12 protein-coding genes are annotated in these 16,051 nt (G+C 67.7%); 3 read left to right on the forward strand and 9 right to left on the reverse strand.

What is annotated here, in order from left to right; genetic code table 11:
* Positions 1-92: 92 nt before the first annotated feature.
* Positions 93-788: a DUF4241 domain-containing protein gene (locus tag HSX14_RS05710; protein ID WP_173173432.1), complete on the reverse strand. Its 696-nt coding sequence runs from the start codon at positions 786-788 to the stop codon at positions 93-95.
* On the reverse strand, positions 785-1,249 hold the full coding sequence (locus HSX14_RS05715; RefSeq protein ID WP_173173430.1) for a hypothetical protein: 465 nt from the start codon (positions 1,247-1,249) through the stop codon (positions 785-787). The genes HSX14_RS05710 and HSX14_RS05715 overlap by 4 nt, the downstream gene beginning before the upstream one ends.
* Before the next feature lie 152 nt (positions 1,250-1,401).
* Here HSX14_RS05715 and HSX14_RS05720 point away from each other — a divergent pair, with 152 nt between their 5' ends.
* Positions 1,402-2,046: a DUF6348 family protein gene (locus tag HSX14_RS05720; protein ID WP_173173428.1), complete on the forward strand. Its 645-nt coding sequence runs from the start codon at positions 1,402-1,404 to the stop codon at positions 2,044-2,046.
* A gap of 61 nt (positions 2,047-2,107) precedes the next feature.
* On the opposite strand, the gene HSX14_RS05725 is transcribed toward HSX14_RS05720, so the two are convergent.
* Complete coding sequence (locus HSX14_RS05725; RefSeq protein WP_173173607.1) at positions 2,108-6,229, reverse strand: bifunctional diguanylate cyclase/phosphodiesterase; 4,122 nt, start codon at positions 6,227-6,229, stop codon at positions 2,108-2,110.
* Between the two features lie 329 nt (positions 6,230-6,558).
* Here HSX14_RS05725 and ettA point away from each other — a divergent pair, with 329 nt between their 5' ends.
* Complete coding sequence (gene ettA, locus HSX14_RS05730; RefSeq protein WP_111259709.1) at positions 6,559-8,226, forward strand: energy-dependent translational throttle protein EttA; 1,668 nt, start codon at positions 6,559-6,561, stop codon at positions 8,224-8,226.
* 84 nt (positions 8,227-8,310) lie between these two features.
* On the opposite strand, the gene HSX14_RS05735 is transcribed toward ettA, so the two are convergent.
* Positions 8,311-8,715: a hypothetical protein gene (locus HSX14_RS05735; protein ID WP_173173426.1), complete on the reverse strand. Its 405-nt coding sequence runs from the start codon at positions 8,713-8,715 to the stop codon at positions 8,311-8,313.
* A 353-nt stretch (positions 8,716-9,068) separates the two neighbouring features.
* On the opposite strand from HSX14_RS05735, the gene gdhA reads away from it, so the two are divergent.
* Positions 9,069-10,403, forward strand: coding sequence for an NADP-specific glutamate dehydrogenase (gdhA, locus tag HSX14_RS05740; RefSeq protein WP_173173424.1), 1,335 nt, complete (start codon positions 9,069-9,071; stop codon positions 10,401-10,403).
* Between the two features lie 88 nt (positions 10,404-10,491).
* Here the strand turns inward: gdhA and HSX14_RS05745 are convergent, their stop codons facing one another.
* From HSX14_RS05745 to HSX14_RS05765, 5 genes are all read right to left on the reverse strand, one after another.
* Positions 10,492-12,027: an amino acid ABC transporter permease/ATP-binding protein gene (locus HSX14_RS05745; RefSeq protein ID WP_173173422.1), complete on the reverse strand. Its 1,536-nt coding sequence runs from the start codon at positions 12,025-12,027 to the stop codon at positions 10,492-10,494.
* 84 nt (positions 12,028-12,111) lie between these two features.
* Positions 12,112-12,912: an ABC transporter substrate-binding protein gene (locus tag HSX14_RS05750; protein WP_173173421.1), complete on the reverse strand. Its 801-nt coding sequence runs from the start codon at positions 12,910-12,912 to the stop codon at positions 12,112-12,114.
* A 35-nt stretch (positions 12,913-12,947) separates the two neighbouring features.
* On the reverse strand, positions 12,948-14,000 hold the full coding sequence (locus HSX14_RS05755; protein ID WP_173173420.1) for an isopenicillin N synthase family dioxygenase: 1,053 nt from the start codon (positions 13,998-14,000) through the stop codon (positions 12,948-12,950).
* A gap of 14 nt (positions 14,001-14,014) precedes the next feature.
* The gene (locus tag HSX14_RS05760; RefSeq protein ID WP_173173419.1) at positions 14,015-14,854 is read right to left on the reverse strand and encodes a sugar phosphate isomerase/epimerase family protein; all 840 of its coding nucleotides are present in this window, start codon (positions 14,852-14,854) and stop codon (positions 14,015-14,017) included.
* 732 nt (positions 14,855-15,586) lie between these two features.
* Entirely contained in the window at positions 15,587-15,958 is a 372-nt protein-coding gene (locus HSX14_RS05765; protein ID WP_173173418.1) for a hypothetical protein, read from the reverse strand.
* Between the last annotated feature and the right edge of the window lie 93 nt (positions 15,959-16,051).

A 16,051-nucleotide genomic window follows, 5' to 3' on the forward strand; every position in this document is an offset into this window, starting at 1 on the left:
GCTTGCAGCTTGCAGCTTGCAGCTTGCAGCTTGCAGCTTGCAGCTTGCAGCTTGCAGCTTGCAGCTTGCAGCTTGCAGCTTGCAGCTTGCAGTCAGCGCTCGGGCACCAGCAGGAAATCGGTCACCACCGCCACCAGCCGGCCGTCGGCGTCGTAGCCGAAGTAGCTGGGGTAGGCGCCGTCGCCGTAGCCGCTGGAGAAGAACGCCACATTGCCGGCGTCGGTCGGCAGCAGGTACCAGCTGCGGGTGTGCTGGTAGGTCTTGTCCAGCTCGGCGAACAGGCGTTCGTCGAAGGCCTCGCCCTCCTGGTTTCGGCGGGCCTCGTAGCTGCGCAGGGCGGCGGCATCCATGAAGCCGCCGGTGCCGCTGTCCACCCCGTAGCCGAAGAATTCGTCCGGGGCCAGGGTGGCCGGGTCCTGGCCCTTCACCAGCGCCATCTCCCAGCGGGTCGCCGGGCCGGGGGCGAAGACGATGCGGGCGAAGGCCACGCGTTCGTCATCGCCGATCCTGGCGATGGCCAGCTGCAGCGGGTAGCGCCCCTTGGGCACGGCCTGGATGAAGGGGCCGTCGCAACTCACCAGGGGGTCGCAGGCCACCAGTTGCCCGGTGGGCAGCTCCAGTTCGCCGATGGTTTGGGCGTAGAAGCGGTAGTCGAGGTCCTCCACCCGTACCTGGTAACCCTCGGTGAAGGCGGCGTCGAACAGCGGGTGGCCCTTCGGTGCGGCGGCCTCTGCGTGGAGCGCTGGCAGGGCCAGCAACAGCGCAAGCCTGGCGAAGTGTCGGTTCATGGGCAGCGGTACTCCATCTGTGCGCCGGTGGCCGAGAAGATCTCATGCCAACGCCTGAGGCTGTGTGGATCGGCGCTCAAAACCCGGAAGCCGCCAGGCTGCATGCGTTGTCGGGCCTGGGCGGGCGAGAGCTGGTCGGCCTGCCTCAAGAGCGCTAGCACCTTGATCGGCTGTGGGCCGATATCCGTGACCCACAGCTCCGCTGCCGAGGATTGGCTGCCGTTTGGCGCGGGGCCACCGCGATGGGCGGCCAGCCAGGCCATTGCCTGTTTGCTGGCAAGCCCCGAGCATTCTGCTGCGGCGTCCCGGTGCTGGCGGCAGAACCATTCGAGCCCGGCCGGGTGCCCTGCGGCGCCGGGTGGCAGGGGCCGGTAGTCGGCGAAGGTGATCCAGCGCCCGCAATCGGCCAGGCCGTCGCACACACAGGGCTTGTGGCAGAGGGCGCAGATGGGCGGCTTCATTGCGGCCACCGGACGCTGGATATAGGAGGGTGGGGCATGCCGGGGTCCTGTCGCATTCATTGATCGGTGCACCGCTCGGGCCGCTGAAGCGCGGTAATCTACGCGCCGTTTCGGCCCGCTTCGGGCGCGCCATCATTGCATAAGGATCGAAGATGGAACCGGTCTCCGTTTCGCAGCTCCTGGCTGCACTGTTCGAAGCCCATGGCGTCGAGTTCGTCGTGCACGAGGGCTGGGTCGCGCCGGGAGGCCGGCTGCCGGCGATCCGTGCCACCTGGTATCCCCGCGGCAAGACCGGTCGGCTCGACGTGGACGTATTGCTGGAGGACGACAACCGCCAGTTCCAGGAGGCTTTCGCCGGTGTGGGCGAGGGCGAGGCGGGCCTGCGCGACGCCTGGGAGAACTTCTGCCTCAACAGTTTCCACGTGCTGCTCTCGGCGCTGTGGGGCCATGTCGATGACGACCAGGTGACGGTGGAGACCTGGCAGGTGGGCGGACAGCGCTTCGAGGCGCACCTGGGCAACGTCTGCACGCGGGGCGCCGATGGCAAGGTGGCGCAGCTACCGGCCGACCTGTTCCCCAGCATCGAGGCGCAGATCCGCGCGCTGCCGCTGGATGGGCGCATCCACTGGTTCCGCCACTTCTTCTGCGCCTTCGACAACCAGCGCACGGTGGAGGTGCTGTTCGACAACGAGCCCTGGCCGGCGGGGATGGAGCGCTTCGCAGGGCTGGCCTGGGAGGATTCCGAGGCGTACTACAGCGCGCGGAACTTCTTGGTGATCAAGCCCGTCCCGTCCTGATTGCGTCCACCGTAAAGCGAGAGCCCGCCTTTCGCGGGGCTCTCGCCCTGCTGGGCGCCATTCAGCTGAGCATGAACAGCGCGGCGCCACCGAACTGGGCTTCGAACTGCTCGGGGCTCATGGGGCGGCCGAAGAGGTAGCCCTGCACCTCGTCGCAACCGTGCTCGCGGAGGAACTCCAGCTGGGCATGGGTTTCCACGCCTTCGGCGATCACCGCGAGGTTGAGGCTGTGGGACATGGCGATGATGGCGCGGGCGATCTGTGCGTCGCGTTCGCCGTCGGGCAGGCCGTCGACGAAGCTGCGGTCGATCTTCAGCACGTCGATGGGGAACTGCTTGAGGTAGTTGAGCGAGGAGTAGCCGGTGCCGAAGTCGTCGACCGCGATGCACAGGCCCAGGCGCTTGAGGCTGGCGAGGATCTGCATGGCTTCGCCGACGTCGCGCATCAGGATGGATTCGGTCAGTTCCAGCTCCAGGCACGCCGGCGGCAGGCCGCTCTCGGCGACGATGCCGGAGATGCGCTCGACCAGCTGGCCGTCGGCGAACTGGCGGGCGGAGATGTTCACCGAGATCTTCGGCAGGCGCATCTTCTGCTGGTGCCAGTGCCTGAGCTGGCGGCAGGCCTCGCGCAGCACCCAGTCGCCGACGTCCACCACCAGGCCGAGCTCCTCCAGCACCGGGATGAAGTCATTGGGCGGCACCAGGCCACGGGTCGGGTGGTTCCAGCGCAGCAGGGCCTCGACGCCGGTCAGGCGCTTGCCGTCGCCGGAGAACTGCGGCTGGTAATAGAGCATGAACTCGCGCTGCTCCAGGGCGTGGCGCAGGTCGCTCTCCAGCTCCAGGCGCTCCAGGGCACGGGCGTTCATCTCGGCCTGGTAGAACTGGAAGTTGTTCTTGCCGCGTTCCTTGGCGTGGTACATCGCGGTGTCGGCGTTCTTCATCAGTTGGCTCAGCTCGCGGCCGTCCTGCGGGCTGAGGGCGATGCCGATGCTGGCGGTGACGAAGAATTCGCGGCCTTCGAGCACGAAGGGCCGGGCGAGGCTGGCGAGGATCTGCTCGGCCACGTTGATGGCGCGGTTGAGCGCGCCCTCGCGGGTGGTGCGCGGTTGCAGCAGCAGGGTGAACTCGTCGCCGCCCATGCGCGCCACGGTGTCGTCGTCGTCGACGCAGGCGGCCAGGCGGATGGCCACGTCCTTGAGCATGCGGTCGCCGGCGGCGTGGCCGAGGGAGTCGTTGATCGGCTTGAAGCGGTCGAGGTCGAGGAACATCAGCACCACCCATTCCTGGTGCCGCTCGGCATGCTGCAGCGCGGTGTGCAGGCGGTCCTGGAACAGCGTGCGGTTGGGCAGGTGGGTGAGGGCGTCGTAGTAGGCCAGGCGGTGGATGCGCTGCTCGCTGGCCTTGCGCTCGCTGATGTCGCTGAAGAAGCAGACGTAGCTGACCAGGTCGCCTTCCTCGTCGTGCACCGCGGTGATGCCGATCCAGGAGGGGTAGGTGTCGCCCTGGCGGCGCTTGAGCCAGACCTCGCCCTCCCAGCTGCCGCGCTGGTTGAGCTGGCCGAGGATGTAGTTGAGCTGGGTGGCCTGCTGGCGGTCGGCGGTGAGCACCGACGGCAGCTGGTCGAGGACTTCGGCGGATGAGTAGCCGGTGATGCGGCTGAAGGCCTCGTTGACCTGGACGATATAGCCGGCCGGGTCGGTGACCAGGATCGCCGAGGTGGAGTGCTCGAAGACCGTCGCCGCCATGCGCAGGTCCTTCTCGGCGCGGCGTTGCTGGCTGATGTCGCGGCCGACGCCGAGCAGCCCTTCGAAGCTGCCGTGCTCGTCCCACATGAGCATGATGCGCAGCTCCACGGGAATCTTGCGGCCGTCGGCGCGCAGGCAGTCGAAGAGGAACAGCTGGGCGGGCAGGCGCGAGCGCAGCTCGGCCAGGCGCTGGGGATTGCCCAGGGCGTTGCTGACCTGGTCCAGCAGCACGTAGAGCGGGGCCATCTGGCGCGGGTCGGCGACGGCGTTGTTGAAGCCGTTGGCGATCACCGACTCGGCGCTCAGGCCCAGCACCGGCGTCACCGAGGGGCTGACGTAGTTGAGCTGCAACTGGCGGTCGCTGGTGAAGATCACGTCGCTGATGCTTTCGGCCAGCAGGCGGTAGCGCCGCTCGCTCTCGCGCATCAGCTCGCTGGCCTCGATCTGCTCGGTGATGTCCTTGGCCACGCCGATCAGGCGGCTGACCCGGCCGTTCTCATCGCGGGTCAGCGACTGCTCGCGGATGTCGAACCAGTGCCAGTTGCCGTCGCGGTGGCGCCAGCGCAGCTGGCACTGCAGCAGCAGGCCGTCGCCGACCACCTGCTGCAGGCTGCGCATGCGCCAGTACTGCTCTTCGTCGTCGGGGTGCAGCACCTGCTCCCAGAAGCGCTCGCCCATCGCCTTCAGCTCGCTGCGGCTGTAGCCCAGCTGCTGGCCGAGGCGGTTGTTGCTGAGCATCACCTTGCGGTTGCCGATGTCGTGCACGTAGAGGGTGTCCGGCACGGCCAGCACCACGTCGGACCAGAAGCGCTCGCGCTCGATCAGCGACAGCTCGATGCGCTTGCGGCTGGTGATGTCGCTGATGCTTAGGGTGACGGCGTGCAGGTCCTGGATCATTTCCGGCAGGCGCAGCACCACCCAGAGATGCCGCTCGGTGCCCTGGGGCGTGACGATGCGGGTCTCCAGTTCGATCTGCGACTGGCTGCCGAGCACGGCGCCGATGAGCTGGGCGCGGATGCCGCCGTTGCGCAGCGGGCCGTGGCCGATCAGCTGCTGCCAGGCCTGTTCGCTGCTGCCGACGCCGAGCAGGCGCAGGGCGAACTGGTTGACCTCGGTGATGCGCAGGCGCTGCAGCAGCTCGCCGTGGCGCCCGGGGTGGGTGTCGATCCACTGGGCGAGGGCCTGGGTATCGCGCAGGCCCAGCTGGAACAGGTGCTCGCGCAGGGTGGACAGGTCGAGCACGCAGAGGGCGACGCCGGTGCCTTCGAAGATGTCCTGGTAGCGCCGGCGGGTTTCCTGCAGCACGCGCAGGGCCTGCTGCTCCTCGGTGACGTCGCGCAGGACCCAGACGTAGCCGATCAGCTTGGCGCCGTCGTTGAGGTCGCTGCGGGTCACGGCGAACAGGCGTTGCTCGCCATCGACGCCGGCGGGCACCAGGTCCGGGCCGAGGTCGTTGGGGAAGGTGGTGGCGTGCAGCAGCAGCGGGTCCAGCCCGGGCAGCAGGGCCAGCAGGTGGTACTGCTGGGACTCTTCGCTGCTCATGCCGAACATCGCCTCGGCGCGGGCGTTGAGGTAGCAGACGACGCCGTCGGTCCAGGTCACCACCACGCGCTCCTCGATCACGCCGAGGGCGCTGGCGGCCTGGCGCAGGGAGCGCCGCGAGGCGTCGTTGAGTTCGCGCAGGTTGCGTTGCTCGCGCTGCAGGACGAGGAGCGCGAGGGTCGCCAGGGTGGCGCAGATGAGGAACAGCGCCAGCCGCCCGATCAGGCCCGGCAGCAGTTCGGCCTGCACCTGGCGTTCGTCGTAGAGGGCGCGAAGCTGCCAGTCGCTGTTGGCGAGCGGCGCGATGAACAGGGTCTGGGATTCTTCCTGCGCCGTCACCGGCATCACGATGGGGCTGTCCTTGGCGACCTTGCCGCTGTGCAGCAGCACGCGGTCGCTGAAACGGTCCTCCAGCAGCCAGCCGGACTGGTCGCGCTCCTGTTCGCGGATCCAGTTGCGCAACGCCTGCGGATCGAGGCGCAGCAGCCAGGCATTGCCGGCCTGCATGTCCCGCAGGATCAGGTAGAGCTGGCCACCGCCCTGGGCGCTGAAGGAGAAGTGCACGGTTTGGCCGGCGGAGCGTTGCGCGAGGCTGGCGACGAACAGCGCGTCGGCGGCGGCGGGGTCGCTGTCGGCGAGGATGCCGCCACGCGGCGTCAGCCAGGCGACGCTGCGCATGGCCGGGTAGATGCGCTTGAGGTTGCCCAGCAGGCCGGGATCGGGGGATGGCTGGCGGGCGCTCTGGGCGAGGAAGGCGAGGCCGGCCTGGGCCTTGAAATCCATGCTGCCTTCGAGGTGGCTGGTGATCTCGCGGGCCAGCTCCTGGCTGCGCTGGCGCTGGCTGTCCTTCAACTGGTGGTATTCCTGCTGCAGCTGCCAGAACAGCAGGCCGAGCATGGACAGCACGAGCACCAGCAACAGCCCCTTGACCGAGCGGTGCAGTGGCGGGCCGTACGGCTCTCCGGGCGCACGCGGGGTTGTCGAGGGGCGAAGCTTGGGCACTGGACGAATCCTGCGATGACGACGAAATAGGCAGGTGATGCTGGCCGACTGAACTGTAGTCCGGCGCTTACAAGCGGGCTAGCATGCCTTGAAGTGAGGCAGAGTGCCAGCATGGCCGACGAGCGTCGTTTGCCCTGCTTCGCCCATTCCGGTAGCTTTGCCGCACGCGCGCGGGAGCGCATGCGTCCCCGCCTTTACCCCTGATCACAGAACCAAGGTCACCCATGGCTCAATACGTCTTCACCATGCATCGGCTGAGCAAGGTCGTTCCGCCGAAGCGGGAAATCCTCAAGAACATCTCCCTGTCGTTTTTCCCTGGCGCCAAGATCGGCGTGCTGGGCCTCAACGGCTCCGGCAAATCGACCCTGCTGAAGATCATGGCCGGTGTGGACACCGAGTTCGACGGCGAAGCACGGCCGATGCCCGAGCTGAACATCGGCTACCTGCCCCAGGAACCGCAGCTGGACCCGACCAAGAGCGTGCGTGAAGTGGTCGAGGAAGCGGTCAGCGTCGTGAAGGACGCCCAGGCCCGCCTGGACGAGGTCTACGCCGCCTACGCCGACCCGGACGCCGACTTCGACAAGCTGGCCGCCGAGCAGGCCAAGCTCGAGGCCATCCTCCAGGCCAGCGATGGCCACAACCTGGAGCGCCAGCTGGAAGTCGCCGCCGACGCGCTGCGCCTGCCGGCCTGGGACGCCCGCATCGAGCACCTCTCCGGCGGCGAGAAGCGCCGCGTGGCCCTGTGCCGCCTGCTGCTGTCGGCCCCCGACATGCTGCTGCTGGACGAACCGACCAACCACCTGGACGCCGACTCCGTCGCCTGGCTGGAGCACTTCCTCCACGACTTCCCGGGCACAGTGGTGGCCATCACCCACGACCGTTACTTCCTCGACAACGTCGCCGGCTGGATCCTCGAGCTCGACCGTGGCGCCGGCATTCCGTACGAGGGCAACTACTCCGGTTGGCTGGAGACCAAGTCGGCCCGCCTGGCCCAGGAATCCAAGCAGCAGTCGGCCCACGAGAAGGCCATGAAGGAAGAACTGGAGTGGGTGCGCAAGGGCGCCAAGGCCCGCCAGTCGAAATCCAAGGCCCGCCTGCAGCGCTTCGAGGAGATGCAGTCGCAGGAATTCCAGAAGCGCAGCGAGACCAACGAGATCTACATCCCGGCCGGTCCGCGCCTGGGCGACAAGGTCATCGAATTCAAGAACGTCACCAAGGGCTACGGCGACCGCGTGCTGATCGACAACCTGTCGTTCTCCATGCCCAAGGGCGCCATCGTCGGCGTGATCGGCGGCAACGGTGCCGGTAAGTCGACCCTGTTCCGCATGATCATGGGCAAGGAAACCCCGGACTCCGGCAGCATCGAGATCGGCGAGACCGTGAAGCTCGCGTGCGTGGACCAGAGCCGCGACGACCTGGACGGCAACAAGACCGTGTTCCAGCAGATTTCCGACGGCTCCGACCAGATCCGCATCGGCAACTACGAGATCCCGTCGCGCACCTATGTCGGCCGCTTCAACTTCAAGGGCGGCGACCAGCAGAAGTTCGTCAAGGACCTCTCCGGTGGTGAGCGTGGCCGCCTGCACCTGGCCCTGACCCTGAAGGAGGGTGGCAACGTCCTGCTGCTCGACGAACCGTCCAACGACCTCGACGTCGAGACCCTGCGTTCCCTGGAAGAAGCCCTGCTGGACTTCCCGGGCGCCGCCATCGTGATTTCCCACGATCGGTGGTTCCTGGACCGCGTGGCCACCCACATCCTGGCGTACGAGGACGACTCGCAAGCGGTGTTCTTCGAAGGCAACTACACCGAGTACGAAGCCGACCGCAAGAAGCGCCTGGGCGATGCCGCTGCCCAGCCGCACCGCGTGCGTCACAAGAAGCTGGCCCAGTGACCTGAGGTCATCCCCCGGTCGACACCGGGTGGGCCGGACATGAAAACGGAGCCGAAAGGCTCCGTTTTCGTTTCCGTCGCCGGCTCACTTCACCTTGCGGGCCAGGTCGTCCAGGCTGCGTTGCAGCTGGTCGGTCTTGCGTTCCTGCGCCTCCAGCCGGCGCTGGATGCCAGACAGTTCGCTGGCCGAGCCGCTGTCGCGCTTGAGGTCGTCCACCTGGCGCCTCAGGGCGCTGATGGTGTCGGCCTGATCGCTGGTCAGCTGGTTCAGCCTGTTGATGTGCTTCTGCATCTCCTTGACGTCGCCGACGCTGATGTTGCTCTCGGTCAGCCGGCCGCTGGAGGTGCGCTCCACGGCGGCAAGGTTGTCGTAGTTGCCGGCCGAGCCCGCCATCTCGACGCCTGCCCGCGCCTGGCCGATGCCGGCGAGCAGCAGGGCGGTGAGCGTGGTGGCGGCGAGGATGGAAGGACGCATGCGCGAGCTGTACATGGAAGGACTCCTGGGAGTGGGTGCCGAAATGGCACATCGCTATGACTGGTGCGAAGGTGCCGGGTTCTCCCCTGGACATGCGCGGATACAAAGGCTCTCGGCAGGCTCGCGGGGCACTCGCCGGAGCCCGTGTGGCCGGGATGCGCCATATGAGGGCTGCAACCGCTCCGACAAGGTGCAGTGGAGGCGTCGGTAATTCGCCGTTTCAGAGCGGTTTATCCCTTTGGCTTTCGACGGCTTTTATAGAATTGCACCAAAAAGATTCAATAAAGCGTCATTTTGCACTTCTGTAGGGCGCGTTTTCCTTGTTAGAGTCAGCGCCCTTTTGAACAGAACGAGCAGGCCAGGACGCCATGACCGAATCCGTCGACAACTATCTTGCCCGCCTGAAACGGCGTGACCCCGACCAGCCCGAGTTCCACCAGGCCGTGGAAGAAGTGCTGCGCAGCCTCTGGCCCTTCCTCGAAGCCAACCCGCGCTACCTGCAGGCTGGCATCCTCGAGCGCCTGGTGGAGCCCGAGCGCGCCATCCTGTTCCGCGTGCCCTGGGTCGACGATGCCGGCCGCGTGCGGGTCAACCGTGGCTACCGCGTGCAGATGAGCAGCGCCATCGGTCCCTACAAGGGGGGCCTGCGCTTCCACCCCTCGGTGAACCTCGGCGTGCTCAAGTTCCTGGCCTTCGAGCAGGTGTTCAAGAACTCCCTGACCTCGCTGCCCATGGGCGGCGGCAAGGGTGGTTCGGACTTCGACCCCAAGGGCAAGAGCGACGCCGAAGTGATGCGCTTCTGCCAGTCCTTCATGAGCGAGCTGTACCGCCACATCGGTGCCGACCTCGACGTGCCCGCCGGTGACATCGGCGTCGGCGCCCGCGAGATCGGCTTCCTCTTCGGCCAGTACAAGCGCCTGTCCAACGAGTTCACCTCGGTGCTCACCGGCAAGGGCCTGGCCTACGGCGGCAGCCTGATCCGCCCGGAAGCCACCGGCTACGGCTGCGTGTACTTCGCCCAGGAGATGCTCAAGGGCCGCAACAGCGGTTTCGACGGCCAGCGCGTGGCCATCTCCGGCTCCGGCAACGTCGCCCAGTACGCGGCGCAGAAGGTCATGGAGCTGGGCGGCAAGGTGATTTCCCTGTCCGACTCCGAAGGCACCCTGTTCGCCGAGGGCGGCCTCACCCAGGAACAGTGGGAAGCGGTGATGGAGCTGAAGAACGTGCGTCGCGGGCGCCTCAGCGAACTGCAGGGCGCCGGGCTGCGCTTCATCGCCGGGCAGCGCCCCTGGAGTCTGGCCTGCGACATCGCGCTGCCCTGCGCCACCCAGAACGAGCTGGATGCCGATGACGCCCGCACCCTGCTGGCGGGCGGCTGCATCTGCGTCGCCGAAGGCGCCAACATGCCCTCGACCCTGGAGGCTGTGGATATCTTCATCGAGGCCGGCGTCCTCTACGCGCCGGGCAAGGCCTCCAACGCCGGCGGCGTCGCCACCAGCGGCCTGGAGATGAGCCAGAACGCCATGCGCCTGCACTGGAGCGCCGGCGAGGTGGACCAGCGCCTGCACGGCATCATGCAGAACATCCACCATGCCTGCGTCGCCCACGGCGAGGAGAACGGCCGGATCAACTACGTGAAGGGCGCCAACATCGCCGGCTTCGTCAAGGTGGCCGACGCCATGCTGGCGCAGGGCGTGGTCTGAGACGCGACCGCTCTCCTGGTGGGAGCGGGTTCAGCCGCGAAGAGAAGGGCAGCCGATGGCTGCCCTTTGCGTTTGCACCACGGGGTGATCAGGCGCTGGCCCGCTGGCTCTCTTCCGGCAACCCCATGAAGCGGCGGATGCGCTCGCCGGCACGGTTCTCGCGGATCGCCTGCGGGCTGGCGTCGACCTGGACCAGGCCGTCCTCCATGAGGATCACCCGGTCGGAGATCGACAGCGCGAACTCCATCTCGTGGGTGACGATCACCAGCGTCATGCCCTCGCTGGCGAGGTCGCGGATCACCTTCAGCACCTCCCCCACCAGCTCCGGGTCGAGGGCCGAGGTGGGCTCGTCGAACAGCATGATCTGCGGGTCCATCGCCAGCGCGCGGGCGATGGCGACACGCTGCTGCTGGCCGCCGGAGAGCTGGTGCGGGTACTTGTGCGCATGCGCCAGCAGGCCGACCTTGTCCAGCAGGGCGCAGGCGCGGGCCTCCGCCTCCTGGCGTGACAGACGGCCGTGGTAGCGCGGCGCCAGGGTGACGTTGTCGAGCAGGGTGCGGTGGGGAAACAGGTTGAAGTTCTGGAACACCATGCCGATGTGCTGCACGCCCCGGCGCACGCGGGCGTTGCCGGGTTTGTCGCCCGAGGCGATGTAGGTTTCGCCGAAGAGCACGATCTCGCCCTGGTCGATGCTCTCCAGGCCATTGATGGTGCGGATCAACGATGTCTTCCCCGAGCCCGACGGGCCGATGATCGACACCACCGCGCCCGCTGCCACCTTGAGCTCGATGCCCTTGAGCACTTCGTAGCGGCCGTAGCGCTTGTGGATGTTCTGCAGTTGCAGCGCCGGTGGCGTGCCCTTGCCGGTGGCGCGCGCCACCCGGGCGGCGAGGCGCTGGCCCGTGCTGCGCAGGGCGGCTACGGCCTCGGCGGTCAGCGTCTGCGGGGCGCGACGGGAGAGGTCGAGGCGGCGCTCCAGCGCGCCCAGCAGCCAGCCGAACAGGGTGACGATCAGCACGTAGTAGGCGGCCACGGCGCAGAGCGTCTCCATCACCAGGAAGTTCTGCGCGTAGAGGCGCTGGCCGACCATCAGCAACTCGGTGAGGGAGATCACCGAGACCAGCGAGGTCAGCTTCACCACCGTGATGTATTCGTTGATCAGTGTCGGCAGGGAGATGCGGAAGGCCTGCGGGATGACGATCAGGCGCTGGATGCCGATCCCGCCGATGGCCAGTGCGCGGCCGGCTTCCTTCTGCCCCTTGGCCACCGAGATCAGCCCGCCGCGGTGGATCTCCGCCATGTAGGCGGCCTCGGTCAGCACCAGGGCGAACAGGCCGGCGAGAAAGGGGTTGGACAGCAGCTTGCCGGTGACCGGGAACAGCTGCGGCAGGTTGTAGACGAACACCACCAGCACCAGCAGCGGCACGCTGCGGAAGAACCAGATGTAGAGGCCCACCGGCACCCGCAGCAGCGGATGCGTGGAGAGCCTGGCGCTGGCCAGGAGAAAGCCCAGGACCATGCCGATGAACCAGGCCAGGGTGCTCAGTTCGATCACCGTGACGCAGGCCTTCCAGAAATCGACCAGCGAGAACAGCGAGAAGAAATACGACCATTCGAATTGCATGGGCACCTCGGTCGACCCGCCCTGCGAGGGCGGGCCCGTATCGCGGGAAACGGGGCGGCGCCCGAAGCGGCGCCGCCGTCACGCTCAGTTGGCGGCGGGGGCTTCGAGGCTGTATTTGCTCAGCATGGCGGTGTACTCGCCGCTGGCCTTGGCGCCTTCCAGGGCCTTGAGCAGGGCGTCGTGCAGCGCCTTGTTGTCCTTCTGCACGTAGATGCCGAGGGTCTGCTTGTAGATCAGCCCCGGGGTGCTGACCACCACGCGCTGGCGCGAGCGCTCGGCGATCTGCTTCGCCGCACCGGCGATCTCCACCTGGGCCTGGATATGGCCGGAGATCATCGCCTGGGTGGCCTCGGGGGCGGAGGGGTACTCGCTGACGGTGATGGCGCCCTTGCCGTTGGCGGTGCAGTAGCTGGAGGACAGCTCCTGCAGCTGGGTGACCCAGGTGGTGCCCTGCTGCAGGCCGACCTTGAGGCCGCACAGCTCTTCCGGGGTCTCTGGCCTGGCCTCGGCGTCGGCCTTGACCAGGATCGAGGCGCCGGTCTGCGCGTAGGGGATGGCCAGCGCCTGGGCGGTGCGTTCCGGGGTGATGTACATGCCGGAGATCACCGTGTCGAAGTGGCGGGCATTGAGGCCGAGGATCAGTCCGGCGAACTTGGTGTTGACGTAGGCGACGTCCAGTTTCAACTGCTTGGCCAGGGCTTGCGCCAGGTCCGGGTCGGACCCCACCACCTTGTCGCCCTCGTAGGACTCGAAGGGGGGGTAGGTGATGTCCATGCCGACCTTGAGCTGGCCGGGGGTGGTGACGCCGACGTCGGCCTGGACAAGGCCTGTGGCCAGCAGCGCGGCGGCGAGGGCGGTGGAACGCAGGGCGGTGGAAGGCTTCATGGGTGGTGCTCCTCTGGTCAGCGGATGTGTGCGGCTCAGGACGGCTGCATCTGGTTCTTCAGGTGGCCGAAGCTGGAGGGCTTGCGCGCCCGCTCCGGCAAGGCGATCTCGCCGGCTTCGACGCGCCGGCGCAGGTACTGGTACGTCTGCAAGGCCTGGGCCCACATGTGCTCGCCGATGGCGATCTCCTCGTAGGCCTGGGCGCCGTCACCGGCGAATTGCGGCAGCGGGCGGATCTGGGTGTGGAAGTCGCAGGCGTAGAACAGCGGGAAGGAGTAGCGCTCCTCGCGCACGCTGCGCACCCGGTGCGAGGTGGCGACGAAGGCGCCGGCGGTCATCACCTCCAGCATGTCGCCGATGTTCACCACGAAGGCCCCATCCAGGGGCGGCGCATCGATCCAGGCACCGTCCTCGTTCATCACCTCCAGGCCCGGCTTGTCGGCGAGCAGGATGGTGAAGCACTCGTAGTCGGTGTGGGCGCCGATGCCCGGGGCGTCCTGGGCGGCGTCGTCGAAGGGATAGTGGATCAGGCGCAGCTTGGACGGCGGGCGGCTGACCATGGCATCGAAGTAGTCCTCCGGCAGCCCGAGGGCCAGGGCGAAGCCCTGGAACAGCCTGCGGCCGAGGGCGAAGACGTCGGCGTAGTAGGCCTGCACCGCTTCCTTGAAGCCGGGAACGCCCGGCCAGTCGTTGGGCCCCAGCAGCGGCGTGCCGGCGAGGAACAGCGGGTCGTCGCGGCTGACCTCGTAGCCGATGTCGAAGGCTTCCTTGTGATCCGGCTTGCCCTTGGAATAGACCTCCTCGCCTTCGGGGACGAAGCCCTTGTGGCTCTCGGAGGTGCCGATGTAGTGGCGCATCTTCGCGTCCAGCGGCTGGGCGAAGTAGTCCCGTGCGGCCTGGCGCAGGCCGTCGATGCGTGCCGCGGCGATGCCGTGGTTGCGGATATAGAGGAAGCCCACCTCGCGGGCCGCCTTGCCCAGGGCCTGCGCCACCGCCTGGCGGTCCTCCAGGCGTTCGCTGAACAGCCCGGCGATGTCGATGACCGGGATCGAGGTGAAGGCACTGCTGGCCGTGTCCTGTGCGTGCATGTCGTGGCTCCGTGTCAGCCGAAGAGGCGGTGGAAGTGCTGGCGCTGGCGCTGGCCGATCCACTGGTTGAGGGACCAGAGGTCGGCGACCGGCATGTCGGTGAAGGGCAGGTGATGCAGATAGCCGTCCGGGCCGAACTCCGGCGTCAGCGTGGTCACGGCGTAGCCGCGCGCCTGCTGCGATCGCCACACCGCTTCCCAGTGGCGCTCGTGGAAGTCCAGCGCGGCGGCGTGTTCGGGGGCGGCGGGATGGGGCACCTGCGGCCCCTGGTCGTAGCCGACCCGCGCCTGGATGTGATGCACACGCTCGACGAAGGGGGCGAGGTCGTCCTCGGGGTCGTCCAGCAGGCGCTCGCAGGTCACCACCCAGTGGCTGATGTCGCTGGTGAAGCGCAGCTCCGGCAGTTGGCGGATCAGCTCCAGGGTGACCCAGGGGTTGAACAGCGAGCGGGCGCGATGGGTCTCGAAGCAGCAGGCCAGGCCCTGGCCGGCGGCGATCTCCAGGGCGCGACCGAAGAAGTCCACCTGCATCGCCAGCGGCCAGCGGTCGTTGCCCGCCAGCAGGTTGACGAAACGCGGCTGCAGCTCGGCGGCCAGGTCCAGCTTGCGGGCCAGATCCTCCAGGTGCTCGTCGGGCTGTGCGGCCTGTTTCGGCAGCACGTCATAGGCGGTGAACAGGGTGCAGATGTAGGCCATGTGGTTGTCGCGCAGCAGGCCGGCGAAGGCGCGGCGCTCGGCGGCGTCCAGCGGCAGGCGCGCCTCCATGCCGTCGAAGCCGGCGGCGCGCAGTTCCTCGAGGGCCTGGGCGCGGGGCGCGGTGTAGCCCCAGAGGGTACGGAAGAGTTCGAGTCGCATGGGCGTATCCCGGTCGGGGACGCACCCGGCACGCAGGCCGACGGGCGCGGCTGGCGTGCCGGGCGGTCAGGCGATTGTCGTCAGCGGAGCCGGAAGGGAGAGATGCAACGGGCGGGGGCGTGATGCACGGCGCATGGGCGGTCCTCTGACAAGCTCGGTCGGGGCGGCTGGGCCGACCCTTTCTTGTGGTTACGCCACGGCTGTGACGGGCTTGGGCAGTCAAAGGAATCACGGGTGGCCCGGGGAGGGGCCGCGCGCTCTGCGGCGCGATGGGCGATTCTGTGGCGCGCGCGGACCGCGAAAGAATAGGAAAGGCCAAATACTTAGTTCAGGAAATCCGAAACTAACAGGGGGCCGAAAGGATGACGGCGTGCTGCGCGGACGGGGCGGTCTGCGCTAGCTGTTGTGCACTCGATGCGAAGCTTCGAGCGCGGTGCTTCCGGTTATTCATGGCTCCCTGTCACGCCCACCGCATGGGTTTCGCTTCGCTCTACACCATCCTGCGAAAGCCGCCAGCCGCAGCGCGCACCCAGTGGTGATGCGCACATCAATGTGAAGTCGTGAGCCTCGACGTTGGAGCAGCGGCCAAACGCCCCTTTCAGGAGGCCGAGCGCAATCGTCGTTTCAGGGGTTGAGCGACATGGATGTCGCGAAAGCCGCGATGGGCCATGGACGGCCCTCAGGAATTGCCGCGTTGGCTGGCGGGCTCCCTTGGCCGGGCGATACGTCGGCTCAATGCCCGATCAAGGCACGATCCATGGCCCGGCGCTTGTCACGCTCCCAGTCCTCGTCGCGGTCCTTGGAGATCTGCTCGTGGAACTCGCGCAGCTCTTCGCTGCGCACCTGTTCCTTGCACTGCTCGAAACCGTCGCCCCAGCCTTCGGCGTAGGTGCGCTCCTTGAGGTAGCGCGGCACGTCCTTGCGGAAGGCGCCGGTGATCACACCCGCCGCCTGGCGCCCGCTGCTGCAGCCGTCACTGAAACCGTCGGCGAAGGCGGGTGGGTAGCCCTCGGCTATCAGGTGCTGGTGGGTGCTCTCGCAGCCTGCCAGCAGGGCGGCGCCGAGGACGAGGGGGATGGCAAGGGCGGCGCGGAATGACGCCATGTTCGACTCCCGTGCGCCCGTTCGCTGGGCGCACATGCGCGGATTTCATTGCGGCGGCCACCCGGGTTGGACGGCCTGGCGCAAGTATCGGCG

The sequence above is a fragment of the Pseudomonas tohonis genome, from assembly GCF_012767755.2.
In the GTDB taxonomy this organism is placed as follows: Bacteria; Pseudomonadota; Gammaproteobacteria; order Pseudomonadales; family Pseudomonadaceae; genus Metapseudomonas; species Metapseudomonas tohonis.